15 protein-coding genes are annotated in these 15,698 nt (G+C 60.3%); 11 read left to right on the top strand and 4 right to left on the bottom strand.

Annotated features, from left to right (window positions below; genetic code table 11):
- Positions 1-28: 28 nt before the first annotated feature.
- From ACYZTY_RS01995 to ACYZTY_RS01975, 5 genes are all read left to right on the top strand, one after another.
- Positions 29-679, top strand: a complete 651-nt coding sequence (locus tag ACYZTY_RS01995) for a TetR/AcrR family transcriptional regulator (protein WP_461957093.1) — start codon at positions 29-31, stop codon at positions 677-679.
- A 7-nt stretch (positions 680-686) separates the two neighbouring features.
- Positions 687-1,268, top strand: coding sequence for an IMPACT family protein (locus ACYZTY_RS01990; protein ID WP_461957092.1), 582 nt, complete (start codon positions 687-689; stop codon positions 1,266-1,268).
- Positions 1,269-1,798: 530 nt separating this feature from the next.
- Positions 1,799-3,364, top strand: coding sequence for an ABC transporter ATP-binding protein (locus tag ACYZTY_RS01985; protein ID WP_461957091.1), 1,566 nt, complete (start codon positions 1,799-1,801; stop codon positions 3,362-3,364).
- Positions 3,365-3,375: 11 nt separating this feature from the next.
- Positions 3,376-4,482 (top strand): ABC transporter permease, encoded by a 1,107-nt coding sequence (locus ACYZTY_RS01980; RefSeq protein WP_461957090.1) that lies wholly within the window; start codon positions 3,376-3,378, stop codon positions 4,480-4,482.
- Complete coding sequence (locus tag ACYZTY_RS01975; RefSeq protein WP_461957089.1) at positions 4,482-5,408, top strand: ABC transporter permease; 927 nt, start codon at positions 4,482-4,484, stop codon at positions 5,406-5,408. The genes ACYZTY_RS01980 and ACYZTY_RS01975 overlap by 1 nt, the downstream gene beginning before the upstream one ends.
- A gap of 39 nt (positions 5,409-5,447) precedes the next feature.
- On the opposite strand, the gene ACYZTY_RS01970 is transcribed toward ACYZTY_RS01975, so the two are convergent.
- Positions 5,448-5,888, bottom strand: a complete 441-nt coding sequence (locus tag ACYZTY_RS01970) for a hypothetical protein (protein ID WP_461957088.1) — start codon at positions 5,886-5,888, stop codon at positions 5,448-5,450.
- An 83-nt stretch (positions 5,889-5,971) separates the two neighbouring features.
- On the opposite strand from ACYZTY_RS01970, the gene ACYZTY_RS01965 reads away from it, so the two are divergent.
- The 3 genes from ACYZTY_RS01965 to ACYZTY_RS01955 all read left to right on the top strand — a co-directional run bounded on the left by ACYZTY_RS01965 (position 5,972) and on the right by ACYZTY_RS01955 (position 8,664).
- The gene (locus ACYZTY_RS01965; RefSeq protein ID WP_438659797.1) at positions 5,972-6,322 is read left to right on the top strand and encodes a MerR family transcriptional regulator; all 351 of its coding nucleotides are present in this window, start codon (positions 5,972-5,974) and stop codon (positions 6,320-6,322) included.
- 25 nt (positions 6,323-6,347) lie between these two features.
- Complete coding sequence (locus ACYZTY_RS01960; protein WP_461957087.1) at positions 6,348-7,034, top strand: SDR family oxidoreductase; 687 nt, start codon at positions 6,348-6,350, stop codon at positions 7,032-7,034.
- Positions 7,035-7,305: 271 nt separating this feature from the next.
- A complete protein-coding gene (locus ACYZTY_RS01955; RefSeq protein ID WP_461957086.1) occupies positions 7,306-8,664 on the top strand; it encodes an 8-oxoguanine deaminase in 1,359 nt (452 codons plus the stop codon).
- A gap of 129 nt (positions 8,665-8,793) precedes the next feature.
- On the opposite strand, the gene ACYZTY_RS01950 is transcribed toward ACYZTY_RS01955, so the two are convergent.
- Positions 8,794-9,882 carry a calcium:cation antiporter gene (locus ACYZTY_RS01950; protein ID WP_461957085.1) on the bottom strand — a complete coding sequence of 363 codons (1,089 nt, stop codon included), beginning with the start codon at positions 9,880-9,882 and terminating at the stop codon, positions 8,794-8,796.
- Positions 9,883-10,181: 299 nt separating this feature from the next.
- Here ACYZTY_RS01950 and ACYZTY_RS01945 point away from each other — a divergent pair, with 299 nt between their 5' ends.
- The 3 genes from ACYZTY_RS01945 (at position 10,182) to ACYZTY_RS01935 (ending at position 13,409) form a co-directional block, all read left to right on the top strand.
- Positions 10,182-11,264 (top strand): BMP family ABC transporter substrate-binding protein, encoded by a 1,083-nt coding sequence (locus ACYZTY_RS01945; protein ID WP_461957084.1) that lies wholly within the window; start codon positions 10,182-10,184, stop codon positions 11,262-11,264.
- Positions 11,265-11,407: 143 nt separating this feature from the next.
- Positions 11,408-12,373: an isopenicillin N synthase family dioxygenase gene (locus ACYZTY_RS01940; RefSeq protein WP_461957083.1), complete on the top strand. Its 966-nt coding sequence runs from the start codon at positions 11,408-11,410 to the stop codon at positions 12,371-12,373.
- An 82-nt stretch (positions 12,374-12,455) separates the two neighbouring features.
- Entirely contained in the window at positions 12,456-13,409 is a 954-nt protein-coding gene (locus ACYZTY_RS01935; RefSeq protein ID WP_461957082.1) for an adenosine deaminase, read from the top strand.
- A gap of 238 nt (positions 13,410-13,647) precedes the next feature.
- Here the strand turns inward: ACYZTY_RS01935 and ACYZTY_RS01930 are convergent, their stop codons facing one another.
- Positions 13,648-14,382 carry an ArsR/SmtB family transcription factor gene (locus tag ACYZTY_RS01930; RefSeq protein ID WP_461957081.1) on the bottom strand — a complete coding sequence of 245 codons (735 nt, stop codon included), beginning with the start codon at positions 14,380-14,382 and terminating at the stop codon, positions 13,648-13,650.
- Positions 14,383-14,699: 317 nt separating this feature from the next.
- On the bottom strand, positions 14,700-15,629 hold the full coding sequence (locus ACYZTY_RS01925) for a LysR family transcriptional regulator (protein WP_461957080.1): 930 nt from the start codon (positions 15,627-15,629) through the stop codon (positions 14,700-14,702).
- Between the last annotated feature and the right edge of the window lie 69 nt (positions 15,630-15,698).

The raw sequence follows: 15,698 nt of genomic DNA, 5'->3' as shown, positions 1-15,698 counted from the left end.
CACCCACCCATCCTGTTCGGAAGTGCCTATGACCTTTGAAGTCCCCGCTCACGGCGGCAAACCTGCCAGCCGCATTCGTCAGAAGAACGAAGAGACCATCATCAAAGCCGCCGAAGACGAATTTGCCCGTCACGGATTCAAAGGCACCAGCATGAACACCATCGCTCTGAATGCCGGGTTGCCCAAAGCAAACCTGCATTACTACTTCACCAACAAACTCGGTTTGTACGTGGCGGTGCTGAGCAACATCATCGAGTTATGGGACAGCACCTTCAACACCCTGACCGCCGAGGATGATCCGGCCGAAGCACTGACGCGTTACATCCGCGCCAAAATGGAATTCTCCCGTCGCCAGCCGCAAGCCTCGCGGATCTTCGCCATGGAAGTGATCAGTGGCGGCGAATGCCTGACCGAGTATTTCAACCAGGACTATCGCACCTGGTTCCAGGGTCGGGCGGCGGTGTTCCAGGCTTGGATCGACGCCGGCAAGATGGACCCGGTCGACCCGGTGAACCTGATCTTCCTGTTGTGGGGCAGCACCCAGCATTACGCCGACTTCGCCACACAGATCTGCCGTGTCAGCGGCCGCACCAAGCTGACCAAACAAGACATGGAAGACGCCGGCAACAACTTGATCCGCATCATTCTCAAAGGCTGCGGCCTCACGCCAGCTATCTAAGACACCTATGCCTTTTACCCTCAGCGGTTTTTGCGAATACCGCGAAGAGATTCGCAAAAGCCGTTTCATCACCTTCGCCGCGCCGATCTCCAGCCCCGCTGAAGCCCAGGCGTTCATTGATCAGCACAGCGACTTGAACGCCTCGCACAACTGCTGGGCGTGGAAGCTCGGCGATCAATACCGTAGCAACGACGATGGCGAACCGGGCGGCACCGCAGGACGACCGATTCTGGCGGCCATCGAAGCGCAGGATTGCGATCAGGTCGCGGTACTGGTGATTCGTTGGTATGGCGGCATCCAACTGGGCACTGGTGGCCTCGCCCGGGCCTATGGCGGCGGCGCGAACAAGTGCCTGCAAGCCGCGGCAAAAGTCGAGCTGATCAGTCGGGTGCCGGTGAACTGCGCTTGTGCATTCGGCGAGTTGGCGCTGGTGAAACTGCGCGTTGCGGAATTGGGCGGTTTGGTAGTGGAAGAAACCTTCACCGCCAATGGCGTGGAACTGCAACTGGCGATCGGTATAGAGCAAATCGCTGCCTTGCAAACGCAGCTCGCAGACTTGAGTCGCGGGCGCATTGTGTTGCAGCACTGATCGCACCAACAACGTTCAATGCCCTTTCGTAGAGCCTGTTCACTTGCCCACATCTGCTGTGCACCCGGCTGTGGATAACCTGCGCATATCCTGCTGTAACCCTTTTGTCATGCGGCTTTGCGGGCTTTGTTCATTTTTCGTCCAATTTTCCATACCAACGACTAATTCCACGGGAAAACAAACAGTTAGCGTCGGTTATCACCTTTAGAAGATAGCCGTACAGTGCTTATGCCCGTGCTTTCGGCTTGCGCACAAATACTGTGGAACAACCTGTGGATAACCCGTTCATGGCTGGCGCATCCCTATACCCGGCATAGGTCGCCGCGCATTGCTCGTTTTTTGACCAATTGCCAGCGAGCAAAATCAGAGCCTGATCAAAGACTTTGCCCCCAATTAGTGCCTGATCGCGATTCGAAAATGCCGAGGCCCTGCCCTCAATGCCTTTGCCACCAAGGATTTTCGGTTTTCCTGACTCAATGGCCAGGAAATTGCTTTATCCACAGGCATAACTCTGTCGACCCGAGCCAGTCATGCCCAACCCCGTGCCGATCCCCGATCAAACGCCCCGCCTGCAATTGCGCAGCATCAGCAAACGTTACCCCGGTTGCCTGGCCAACGACGCCATCGACCTGAACATTGCTCCCGGTGAAATCCACGCCCTGCTCGGCGAAAACGGCGCGGGCAAAAGTACGTTGATGAAAATCATCTACGGCGTCACCCACGCCGACTCAGGCGAACTGATCTGGCAAGGCCAGCGCGTGAACATGCGCAACCCGGCGCAAGCTCGCGGACTGGGAATCGGCATGGTGTTCCAGCATTTTTCGCTGTTCGAAACCCTCAGCGTGGCGCAGAACATTGCCCTCGCGATGGGGGCGGCGGCCGGCACGCCGAAACAGCTAGAGCCAAAGATTCGTGAAGTCTCCCGGCGCTACGGCATGGCGCTGGAACCGGAGCGACTTGTCCACAGCCTGTCGATCGGCGAGCGGCAACGGGTGGAAATCATTCGCTGCCTGATGCAGGACATTAGTCTGTTGATTCTCGATGAGCCGACCTCGGTGCTCACACCCCAGGAGGCCGACGAACTCTTCATCACCCTGCGCCGACTCGCGGCCGAGGGCTGCAGCATTCTGTTTATCAGCCACAAGCTCGGTGAAGTGCGCGCGTTGTGCCACAGCGCCACGGTGCTGCGCGGCGGTCGAGTGGCCGGGCATTGCGTGCCAGCCGAGTGTTCGGATCAGCAACTGGCAACGCTGATGGTGGGAGAGGCGGCTGAACTGATGACCGATTATCCAAAGGTGATCGGCGGTGATGGATTTTTGAACGTAAGCGGCTTGTCGTGGCACAACCCGGACCCGTTCGGCTGTTCCCTGACGGGCATTGACCTCGAAGTGCGCAGCGGCGAAATCGTCGGTATCGCCGGCGTCGCGGGCAATGGTCAGGATGAGTTGCTGGCCTTGCTCAGCGGCGAAGAACGGCTGAGCCGAAACGACAACGGGACGATCCGTTTCGGCGGGCAAGCGGTCGCCGATTTACGGCCCGATGCAAGGCGCAAACTCGGCCTCGCGTTCGTTCCAGCCGAGCGCCTGGGCCACGGTGCGGTGCCCGAATTGAGCCTCGCCGACAACGCCCTGCTCACCGCGTTTCAACAAGGGCTGGTCAGCAATGGGCTGATCCAGCGCGCCAAGGTCGAAGCGTTGGCGCAAGAAATCATCAGCCGCTTCGGCGTGAAGACACCCGATACCCAGGCGCCAGCCCGCAGCTTGTCCGGCGGCAACCTGCAGAAATTCATCCTCGGCCGCGAGATCCTTCAGCAGCCGAAGTTGCTGGTGGCCGCGCACCCGACCTGGGGCGTGGACGTCGGCGCTGCCGCCACCATTCACCGTGCGCTGATTGCCCTGCGCGATGCCGGCGCGGCGATCCTGGTGATCAGCGAAGACCTCGACGAATTGTTCCAGATCAGCGACCGCCTCGGCGCCTTGTGCAGCGGACGTCTGTCGCCACTCAGGGCCACGGTCGACACGCGCCTGATCGATGTCGGGGGCTGGATGGCCGGCCAGTTCGACGTCCCTCAATCACTCGCATCCGCAACGGTTTAACGGAGTTTTCCATGCTGCTTTCTCTCGAACCCCGTGGCCAGCAATCGCGCCTGATGTTGTGGTGCTCGCCGTTGCTGGCCGCCGTCCTGACATTGGGTTGCGGCTCGCTGCTGTTTATTGCGCTGGGCCACGATCCGCTGCTCACGCTGCACACCCTGCTGATCGCGCCGGTCAGCGACTTGTACGGGGTCTCCGAACTGTTGGTCAAAGCCTTGCCGATTCTGCTTTGCGCACTGGGCCTGGCCGTGGCGTATCAGGCGCGGATCTGGAACATCGGCGCCGAAGGCCAATTGCTGCTCGGTGCCCTGGCTGGCAGTGCACTGGCGGTGAACATTATCGACATGCAAAGTCGCTGGGCGCTGGTGCTGATCCTGCTCGTTGGTACCCTGGCCGGTGCCGCGTGGGCCGGGCTGACGGCGTGGTTGCGCACGCACTTCAACGCTAACGAAATCCTCACCAGCATCATGCTCAATTACATCGCGCTGAACCTGCTGCTGTTCTGCGTGCATGGGCCGTTGAAGGACCCGGCCGGGTTCAACTTTCCGGAATCGGCGATGTTCGGCGATGCCAGCCGCTTGCCGCTGTTGATGGAAGACGGCCGGGTTCACGCCGGGGTGTATTTCGCCCTGCTCGCGTTGGTGGCGGTCTGGGTTTTATTGCAGAAAAGCTTTGTCGGCTTCCAGATCAAAGTGCTCGGGCTGGACAAGCGTGCGGCGGGTTTCGTCGGGTTTCGCGAGAAGCGGCTGATCTGGCTGGCGCTGCTGATCAGCGGCGGATTGGCGGGGCTGGCCGGGGTGTGTGAAGTCACCGGGCCGATCGGCCAACTGGTGCCGCAAGTCTCGCCGGGTTATGGCTATGCCGCGATCACCGTAGCGTTTCTTGGGCGACTCAACCCCATCGGCATTCTGTTTTCCAGCCTGCTGATGGCGCTGCTGTATATCGGTGGCGAGAGCGCGCAAATGAGCATGAATCTGCCGCAAGCGATCACCCAACTGTTCCAGGGAATGATGCTGTTTTTCCTGCTGGCCAGTGACGTGCTGATTCTCTACCGACCGCGGTTGAACCTGCGCTGGACTCGCCGCGCGCAAGCCACCGCTGTACACGCAGGAGCGCTGTGATGGATATCGATCTGCTGAGCAATATTTTCTACGCCATGGTCCGTTGCGGCACGCCGTTGCTGTTGGTGGCGCTGGGCGAATTGATCTGTGAGAAAAGCGGCGTCCTGAATCTGGGCCAGGAAGGCATGATGCTGTTTGGCGCGGTGATCGGTTTTATCGTCGCGCTGAACAGCGGCAACCTGTGGCTCGGCGTGTTGCTGGCGATGCTCGCCGGTATGCTCTTGTCGTCGTTGTTTGCGCTGGTGGCCCTGGTGTTCAACGCCAATCAGGTGGCCACCGGATTGGCACTGACGATTTTCGGCGTGGGCCTGTCGACGTTTGTCGGCGCGGCGTGGGTCGGTAAACCGCTGGCGGGTTTTGAGCCGGTGGCGATTCCGTGGTTGAGTGAGATTCCGCTGATCGGGCGGATGCTGTTTGCGCAGGATCTGCTGGTGTACCTGTCGTTCGCACTGTTTGCGCTGGTGGCGTGGGTGATCCTGAAAAGTCGTGTCGGGCTGATCCTTCAGGCCGTCGGGGAAAGCCCGGATGCGGCCAGCGCCATGGGCTTGCCGGTGTTGGGCGTGCGCGCGCTGGCGGTGCTGTTCGGGGGCGCCATGGCGGGGTTGGCCGGGGCTTATTTGTCCTTGGCCTACACGCCGATGTGGGCGGAAAACATGAGCGCCGGGCGTGGCTGGATTGCCTTGGCCCTGGTGGTATTTGCCAGTTGGCGCGTGTGGCGCTTGCTGTTGGGGGCGTACCTGTTCGGGCTCGCCAGCATCCTGCACCTGGTGGCGCAGGGGTTGGGGCTGGCGATTCCGTCGAGTCTGCTGGCGATGCTGCCGTATGTCGCGACGATTGTGGTGTTGGTGCTGTTGTCGCGGGATGCGGTGCGCACGCGGTTGTATGCGCCGGTGTCGTTGGGGCAGCCATGGCAGGGCGGGCATTAAGGTTGACCCGGCCGGCCTCTTCGCGGACAAGCCTCGCTCCTACGGGTTTTGCGCTGCTCTTGTAGGAGCGAGGCTTGCCCGCGAAGAGGCCCTGACCGGCAACATCTGAACAACGCCCCACGCCAACTCAAAGACCAGGAAAATCACCAACAATGAACTGGCCCCGTGGAGCAAGGCATAGAGCTGCCAAGCAGAGAACAGGAATCTGCCGGCCGCGTCATACCGCCCAAACACCTGCTGCGGATCCCGAATCCGCAGCACCGCCCAGACACACACAATCGACCCCAGCAGATTCGCCATCAGCATGTGCATTGGCTCAAACGCCGGCAGCTCTCCAGGCAAATCGAAAGCCTGACTCACACTCAACAACACCCCATGCAACGCCGCAAAACTCCACGGCGTAATAAATGCCGCCGTCACGATCAAGTCATACCAGGCGCTGCCCCGCACCAACCGGCGATATTGCGTTGAAGTCCACATCGGCCTTGCTCCATAAATTCAGGGAGCAACAAGGCTAAAGCCTGGAGTATGCTCCAGGGTCAAGCCCCTCTCGAGACGTCATGATGCGCATCGGTGAATTAGCCCAGGCGAGCGCCGTCAGCCGAGACACACTGCGCTTTTACGAGCAGCGCGGTCTGATCGCGGCGCAACGCAGTGCCAACGGCTATCGCGACTATCCGCCAGACATGGTGCAACTGGTGCTGTACATCAAGACGGCTCAGCGGCTGGGCTTTACGCTGGGCGAGATCGGCAACAGCGTCGCCGCGATATGGCAATCGCCCGACCCTGACACCGCCGTCACGCAATTGCTGCAAGACAAGCTCAAGCTGATTGAAACCCGTATGGACGAACTCGGTGCATTGCGCCACGAGTTGCAACAACGGCTCGGGCAACGCTGTCCACTGAGACCATGATCCTCATTTATCAAGGAAGCCACTCATGTCCAAGGCAAAAACCGCACTCATCATCGGTGCCTCCCGGGGCCTGGGCCTCGGCCTGGTGAAAACTCTGCTGGCCGACGGCTGGCAAGTCACCGCCACCGTGCGTAACCCGCAGAACGCCGACGCGCTTCAAGCGTTGGGCAAGGTACGCATCGAAAAACTCGACATGGACGATCAGCAGGCCGTCATCGCCCTCAACCAACAGCTCAAGGGTGAAGTGTTCGACCTGCTGTTCGTGAATGCCGGGGTCAAGGGGCCGGAGGTGCAGACGCCGGGCGGCGCGACGCTGGCCGAGGTCGGTCAATTGTTTTTCACCAACGCCGTGGCGCCGATCAACCTGGCACAACGTTTTGCCGGGCAGATTCGCCCGGATACCGGCGTGCTGGCGTTCATGAGTTCGGTACTCGGAAGCGTGACCATGCCGGACGCGCCGGAGCTGGCGTTGTACAAGGCCAGTAAAGCGGCGCTGAACTCCATGACCAACAGCTTCGTCACTCAATTGGGCGAGCAGAAACTTACCGTGTTGTCGTTGCATCCGGGCTGGGTGAAGACCGACATGGGCGGTGAAGGCGCTGATATCGATGTGGAAACCAGCACGCGCGGGTTGGTTGATCAGGTGAATGCTTATGTCGGCAAGGGTGGGCATCACTTCGTCAATTACAAAGGCGAGACCATTCCCTGGTAAACACCGCCGCCCCCTGTGGGAGTGAGCCTGCTCGCGATAGCGTAGAGTCAGACACCACTGATGTTGACTGACACGCCGTCATCGCGAGCAGGCTCACTCCTACAGGGTTTCATTCCACATAAGTTTTGCGTCGTCTGGTCGGGCCGGGCTTGCCGGCAAAGCCGTTTTGTTTGAAACTCCGCACCTCGCCCTAGCGGCGACCCTGGATCAGCAGACAGGGTAATCACTGAGCTGGCTAACCTGAACCCAACTTTCAGAGGAGCCGGCCAACATGCCTGCGACCCGTACCTGGTTAAAAAATCCCCTCGCCATCTTTACTGCCAATGGCCTCGATGCCCGTGGCGGTCTGGTTGTGCAAGACGGTGTGATCGTCGAAGTGCTCGCCGCTGGCCAGCAACCGTCCGCGCCCTGTGGACACGTCTTCGATGCCCGCGAGCACGTGATCCTGCCGGGGCTGATCAACACCCATCACCACTTCTATCAAACCCTGACCCGCGCCTGGGCGCCGGTGGTCAATCAGCCGTTGTTCCCCTGGCTGAAAACCCTGTACCCGGTCTGGGCCCGCCTCACCCCTGAAAAACTCGCCCTCGCCACCAAAGTCGCATTGGCTGAGTTGCTGCTGTCCGGCTGCACCACCGCCGCCGATCACCATTACCTGTTTCCGGAAGGTCTGGAAAACGCGATCGACGTGCAAGTCGAGAGCGTCCGCGAACTGGGCATGCGCGCCATGCTGACGCGCGGTTCCATGAGCCTTGGCGAAAAAGACGGCGGCCTGCCACCGCAACAGACCGTCCAGGAAGGCGAAGTGATCCTCGACGACAGTCAGCGTTTGATTGCCGAATACCACGAGCGTGGCGAGGGTGCGCAAATCCAGATCGCTCTGGCACCGTGCTCGCCATTTTCGGTGACGCCGGAAATCATGTCCGCCAGCGCCGAAATGGCGAACAAACTCGACGTGCGCCTGCACACGCACCTGGCCGAAACCCTCGACGAAGAAGATTTCTGCCTGCAACGCTTCGGCTTGCGCACCGTGGATTATCTGGACAGCGTCGGCTGGCTGGGCCCGCGGACCTGGCTGGCCCACGGCATCCACTTCAACCCGGACGAAATCGCCCGCCTCGGCGCCGCAGGCACCGGGATTTGTCATTGCCCGAGTTCGAACATGCGCCTGGCTTCCGGCATTTGCCCGACGCTGGACCTGACCGCTGCGGGCGCGTTGCTGGGTCTGGGCGTGGATGGATCGGCGTCCAACGATGCGTCGAACATGATGCTCGAAACCCGTCAGGCGCTTTACATTCAGCGCCTGCGTTATGGCGCGGAAAAGATCACGCCGGAATTGGTTTTGGGCTGGGCGACCAAGGGCTCGGCGAGTTTGTTGGGCCGTACCGACATCGGCGAGTTATCGGTGGGCAAGCAGGCGGATCTGGCACTGTTCAAGCTGGATGAGCTGCGTTTCTCCGGCAGCCATGATCCTGTGTCGGCGTTGCTGCTGTGCGGGGCGGACCAGGCGGATCGGGTGATGATTGGTGGCAAGTGGCGAGTGGTTGACGGGCAGGTTGAAGGGCTGGATCTGAAAGGTTTGATCGCCGATCACAGCCAGGCGGCCAGGCAGTTGATCGCCGGCGTCTGACACAACACAAATCAAACTGTAGGAGTGAGCCTGCTCGCGATAGCGGTGTGTCAGACACCCTCAATGTCGACTGACACACCGCTATCGCCGGCAAGCCGGTCTCACTCCTACAGGGGATTTGTGGTGTGTTCAGAGGCCCAGCAGCGACAACATGATAAACGTCGCAAACAACACGAAATGCGTCATGCCTTCGATGGCATTGGTTTCGCCGTCGTTGAGGTTGATCGCGCTGACGATCAGGGTGAGGAAGATCATCACCGTCTGCACCGGGGTCATTGCCATCTGGAACGGCTGGCCGGTGTAGAGCGCCATCGCTTCCATCACCGGCACCGTCAGGATCACCGTCGACAATGACGCGCCCATGGCGATGTTGACCACCGACTGCATGCGATTGGCCAAGGCCGCGCGCAACGCGGTCAGAATCTCCGGCGCTGCGGAAATGGCCGCTACCAGGATCGCCGTGATCACCGGCGGTGCGCCCGTGCCTTCCAGGCCCAGATCAAGGGTCTTGGACATCACTTCGGCCAAGGCGCCGATGACCACCACGCCAAACACCAACGTGCCAATACTCAGCGCCAGATTGACCGGCTCAGGTTCCTCTTCCGGTACTTTCTTGCGACGTTTTTCCGGGTAGCTGTAACTGAAGAAATAACTGTGCGGCCCGACCTGCATACGCAGGAACAGGGTGTAGAGCACGACCATCGCGCCAATCGTGAACGCCGAATAAATCTTCCAGTTGGCCTCGGGAATGAACTCCGGCACCACCATGGAAACGCCCATGGCGGTGAGGATCATCACGCTGTAACTGCGGGCCGAGTCATCGTTGTACGACTGTTCGCCATGCTTGATCCCACCCATCAACGCGGCCAGGCCGAGGATGCCGTTGATGTCGAGCATCACCGCCGAATAAATCGTGTCGCGCACCAGCGTGGGTGATGCCTCGTTGCTCATCATGATCGCCAGGATCACCACTTCCACCAGCACCGCGGCCAGGGTCAGGATCATCGTGCCGTAAGGGTCGCCGACTTTTTCAGCGAGCAGTTCGGCGTGATGGGCAACGCGCATGGAGGCGACGACGATAAACGCGATCAGCACCAGGCCGGCGGTCAACGCGATGGGTTGGCCGCTGTGCAGCATCCAGTGTTCCAGCGGGTAGGCGATGAAGGCGGCAATCAGGGCCAGCAGCAGAAACTTTTCTTGCTTGAGGAGTGTGAGCATTGCGGGCCTTTTTTTGCCGAATGAAGCAAACAGAGTGATGAGCTACTGACTGCGGGGCGGCGCTAACGTTTCGTTACACCTTAGCGCACCAGTGGATGGCGGCTGTGCATGGCCATGCACTTTTATCGGCCTTACCGACCCCTTCGCGGGCAAGCCTCGCTCCTACGGGTTCACGTCGCTCTTGTAGGAGCGAGGCTTGCCCGCGAAGGCCGTTACACGGTTCCGGCTTGTTTGTTGTCCTGTTGGTCAGCAATTTGCATTGCCCCTGCCAACCTCACAACAACATGGAGTTCGAATTCATGCACAAACGTCCGTTGAAGAAGCTGCTTTGCGCCGTTGCCGCGGCCATCGGTCTGAGCGCGAGCCTGACCGCCAGTGCCGCCGACCCGCTGAAAGTCGGCTTCGTCTATATCGGTCCGATCGGTGACCACGGCTGGACGTATCAGCATGAACAGGGGCGCAAGGCGCTGGCCGAACAGTTCGGCAATCAGATCACCACCAACTACGTGGAGAACGTCGCCGAAGGGGCCGACGCCGAGCGGGTGATCCGCAACATGGCCAAGGACAACTACGACCTGATCTTCACCACGTCCTTCGGCTACATGAACCCGACCCTGAAAGTCGCCAAGCAATTTCCCAAGGTGACCTTCGAACACGCCACCGGCTACAAGCAGGACAAGAACCTCGGCACCTACCTCGCTCGCACCTATGAAGGTCGCTACGTCGGCGGTTTCCTCGCGGCGAAGATGACCAGGACCAAGAAGATCGGCTATGTCGCATCCTTTCCGATCCCGGAAGTGATCCGCGACATCAACGCCATTCAACTGGCCCTGAACAAGTACAACCCCGGCACCGAGATCAAGGTGGTGTGGGTCAATTCCTGGTTCGACCCGGGCAAGGAAGCCGATGCCGCCAATGCGCTGATCGACCAGGGCGTGGACGTGGTGTTCCAGCACACCGACAGCCCTGCGCCGATTCAGGCTGCTGAACGTCGCGGCGTGTACGCCGTGGGCTACGCTTCGGACATGGCGCACTTCGGGCCGAAAGCCGTTCTGACTTCGATCGTCAACGACTGGGGCCCGCATTACATTCAGGCGACCCAAAGCGTGCTCGATCACACGTGGAAGTCGCAGGACTACTGGGGCGGGTTGAAAGAAGGCACGGTTGAACTGCCAATCAGTGACCTGGTGCCTGCGGCAGTGAAAACCGAGGCCGAGCAGATCATTGCGGACATCAAGAGCGGCGCCTTCCACCCGTTCACCGGGCCGATCAAAGATCAGGCCGGCACCGAGAAAATCGCGGCGGGCGCGACAGCGAGCAATGCGGAACTGGCGTCGATGAACTACTACGTTGAGGGCATGAAGGCCGACATCCCGAAGTAACTCCCAAGGCGAACACAAATCCCTGTGGGAGTGAGCCTGCTCGCGATAGCTGACTATCAGTCAACATGGATGTTGAATTTGAAGGCCTCATCGCGAGCAGGCTCACTCCCACAATGAATTTTCAGCGTTCTTGAGAATTGTGTATGAACAGTCTTCCTATCATCGACATCACCCCGCTCTACAGCGCTGACCAAACCGCCTGGCAATCCATCGCCACGCAAATCGACCACGCCTGCCGCGAATGGGGCTTTTTTTACATCAAGGGTCACCCGATCAGCCCTTCGCGCATCGATGCCGTACTCGACCATGCTCAACGCTTCTTCGCCCTGCCCGTCGCCGAAAAGCTCAAGATCGACATCACCCAGACCCGACACCATCGCGGCTACGGCGCCATCGCGACCGAGCAACTTGACCCGAGCAAACCCAGCGACCTGAAAGAAACCTTCGACATGGGCCTGCACCTGCCGGCCGATCATCCGCAAGTGCTGGCGGAAAAACCGTTGCGCGGCCCCAACCGTCATCCAGCGATGCCCGGCTGGGAAGCCTTGATGGAGCAACACTACGTCGACATGCAGGCGCTCGCCCAAACCCTGTTGCGAGCCATGACGATGGCGCTGGACACTGAGCGCGACTTCTTCGACACACGTTTCGTTGACCCGGTCAGCGTACTGCGGATGATTCACTACCCGCCGCGCCACACCGCCAGTTCCATCGATCAGCAAGGCGCCGGCGCCCACACCGATTACGGCTGCATCACCCTGTTGTATCAGGACGCTGCCGGCGGCCTGCAAGTGCGCAACGTAAAAGGCGAGTGGATCGACGCGCCGCCAATCGAAGGCACGTTCGTGGTCAACCTCGGCGACATGATGGCGCGCTGGAGCAACGACCGTTACGTGTCGACGCCGCACCGGGTGATCAGCCCGCTGGGCGTCGATCGATATTCGATGCCGTTTTTCGCCGAACCCCACCCCGACACTCCGATTGAATGCCTGCCCGGTTGCCAGGACGAGTTGCACCCGGCGAAATACCCGGCCACCACCTGCGCCGAATTCCTGCTCTCGCGCTTCGCCGAGACCTACGCCTATCGACGGGAGCAGCCAGCGGTGTGATGAACCGGCTGGTCAGGTTTTGCTAATTGTTTCCACAGGCATCTGTAGAATGCTCGCCATCTGCACCTGATGAGAAAAGACTATGTACGACTGGCTGAACGCCCTGCCCAAGGCAGAACTGCACCTGCACCTCGAGGGTTCGCTGGAGCCTGAGTTGCTGTTCGCCCTGGCCGAACGCAACAAGATCGCCCTGCCGTGGAGCGATGTCGAAACCCTGCGCAAGGCGTACGCCTTCAACAACCTGCAAGAGTTTCTCGACCTGTACTACAAGGGCGCTGACGTGTTGCGCACCTCGCAGGATTTCTACGACCTGACCTGGGCCTACCTGTTGCGTTGCAAGGCGCAGAACGTGATTCACACCGAACCGTTCTTCGACCCGCAGACCCACACCGACCGTGGCGTGCCGTTCGAAGTGGTGCTCAACGGCATCGCGGCGGCGCTGAAGGATGGCGAGCAGCAACTGGGCATCACCAGCGGTTTGATCCTGAGCTTCCTGCGTCACTTGAGCGAAGAAGAAGCCCAGAAAACCCTCGAGCAGGCACTGCCGTTTCGCGAGGCGTTTGTGGCTGTCGGCCTGGACAGTTCGGAAATGGGTCACCCGCCGAGCAAGTTCCAGCGCGTGTTCGATCGTGCCCGCCACGAAGGCTTCCTGACCGTCGCCCACGCCGGTGAAGAAGGCCCGCCCGAGTACATCTGGGAAGCCCTCGACCTGCTGAAAATCCAGCGCATCGACCATGGCGTGCGCGCCATCGAAGACGAGCGTCTGATGCAGCGGATCATCGACGAGCAGATCCCGCTGACCGTGTGCCCGCTGTCCAACACCAAGCTCTGCGTGTTCGACCACATGTCCCAGCACAACATCCTCGACATGCTTGAGCGTGGCGTGAAAGTGACCGTGAACTCGGATGACCCGGCGTACTTTGGCGGGTATGTGACAGAGAACTTCCATGCGCTGTACACCGATCTGGGCATGACCCAGGATCAGGCCAAACGACTGGCGCAGAACAGCCTGGATGCCCGTTTGGTAAAACCATAAGCCCCACCGCACAACCCCTATGGGAGCGGGCCTTTGTGGTGAGGGGATTTAGCGAAACGTCGCACCGCCCCGTTGGGTCGCGCAGCGGCCCCAAACCTGCAATAACGGAGTATCAGATACACCGTATGCAATGGTTTTGCGACTGCTTCGCAGCCGAACGGGGATAAATCCCCTCACCACAGGGCTCACTCCCACAGGTTCGGTGTTCTGCCCTACCGGCTTAGTCCATCAAACGGTTCTAAAGCGCCATTTCCAACTCGGTTTCCTTGGCGAAACGATGGATCTCCCGCTGCCCCGCGGCCGTGATCTGCAAGGCTCGCGAATCGCTGGGCAGGCTCAACCAGCCAGACTGCATGAACAGCTGCAACAACGCCGCGCCCAGTGAACCGCCCATGTGCGGGCGTCTTTCGCTCCAGTCGGGACACGCGCACGCGACTCTGCTGTTGCGATGGGCCAGGGCCTGGATGAACACCCCGCGCGAGGCCAACTGAGTGGAACCTTTGTGAGTAATCATGACGCGCTGTTCGAACTGCTCGATCCAGCCGGCATCCAGCAGCCGCTGGTAAAGATCGGCGGCCAGGGTGCCTCCCAAATGGTCATCGCAAAGCCTGGCCCGCAACAACGACGAAGGCGCCGCCTGAGGTTTGGCAATGGGGCTGGTGCGTTTGAAAACGTCCGGGACTTCCTGCGGTGTACTCGCCAGCGTCGCACTGGCCAACGCCTCGATTGCCGCGCCGACCTCAGGCGCAGCCAGGCGGAAAAAGCGTTTGCGCCCACGGATTTCGACTTTCAACAGACCTCCGGCGGACAAACGCCCCAGGTGTGCACTGGCCGAAGACGGTGACAGGCCGGCCAATAGCGCCAGCTCTTCGGTCTGCCGCGCCGAGCCGTCCATCAAGGCCCACATCATTGCGCTGCGCTTGGGGTCAGCCAGCAACGTGGCGATCTGGCTGATGCAAGGTGCATGTTCCATGTATTCACTCCCTGTTGAATCGTTTCGTCTGCTGCTCAGAGACATCTTGACCAGTAATGTGTCGTCGGCCAAGACGCGGAAACCGCCATAAGCCGGGCAAAGTCCCTCACTCACCTGTGCCATTGCCTCGCAGGTATCGCGAAGGTCTGGTAGCTGGCCGAGGGACCGTGCCGACTGGAACGCGGACTCGCCATCGCGAGATCGACGGTGCGTACATGAGGCGGGCGCTAGTATAAGCGGGTTAACCGCCGGTTCCTGCCCTTGGGAAAGCGCGGGTGGTGATAGTTCCTGACAGAAATTTCGCTATTTGCCTGCGACTAATGATCGATGCCCGATATCGTCGGAAATTGGCTGCTTAAATGAGCGCATCGGCTGGCAAGCATTTCCCTCAGAAGGTTCACCGGCTTACTCAATTGTGCGCGATGGGCGCACAACAAATTCAGCGGTGCGCGCTCACAGAGCAACTCTGGCATCAGTACTTTCAATCGGCCGGCGAGCACATCGGCGGCGACATCGAGCCAGGACTTATAAGCAATCCCCGCCCCCGCCACTGCCCACAGACGGACAACATCGGCATCGTCACTGAAACGATCACCACTGACGGTCAGGCCGACTTCGCGTTTGCCGTCGTGGAAGCTCCAGTGGTCATGGACCCGGCTGCCGAGCATGAACAGTAAACAATTGTGCTGAGCCAGTTGTTCCAGATGCCGCGGCTCGCCATGCCTGGCCAGATAGCTCGGTGCCGCGCAGAGCACACGGCGGTTCTGCGCCGCGATGGGCAGTGCCACCAGGCTTGAGTCTTCCGGCTCGCCGTAACGCAGGGCAATGTCCACCGGTTGGCGGAACAGGTCGGCGATGCGGTCGCCCAACAACAGGCGCACCGTCAGTTTGGGATGCTCACGCTGGAACTCGTCGAGCCATGGCAGCAACAGGTTGCGGCCAAAGTCCGACGGTGCCGACAACTGCAAAACCCCGCTGACCTGATCCTGACCGCTGGCCAGTAAACGGCGACCCTCATCTAGATTGCTCAGGGCGGCCCGGGCGTACTCCAGAAAGCCCTCACCTTCGGCGGTCAGGCGCAAACTGCGGGTGGAACGCGCCAACAAACGCGCGCCGAGTTGCTGTTCGATGCGCTTCAACGCCGCACTGGCCACCGCCGCCGACATGTCCATCACCCGCGCCGCCGCCGACAAACTACCCAGGTCCGCAGCCCGGACGAATAACTGCAAGTCATCGAAACGCAGCATTACAGCCCCTATTATCAAAAAAATATTGAAAGAGACTGCTCTTTTAGCGGGTTTTATCTTGCAGAGAAA

It is taken from the genome of Pseudomonas sp. LB1P83 (assembly GCF_054897885.1).
The sequence above is the reverse complement of the archived record's forward strand: the minus strand, read 5'-3'. Positions and strand labels throughout refer to the sequence as shown.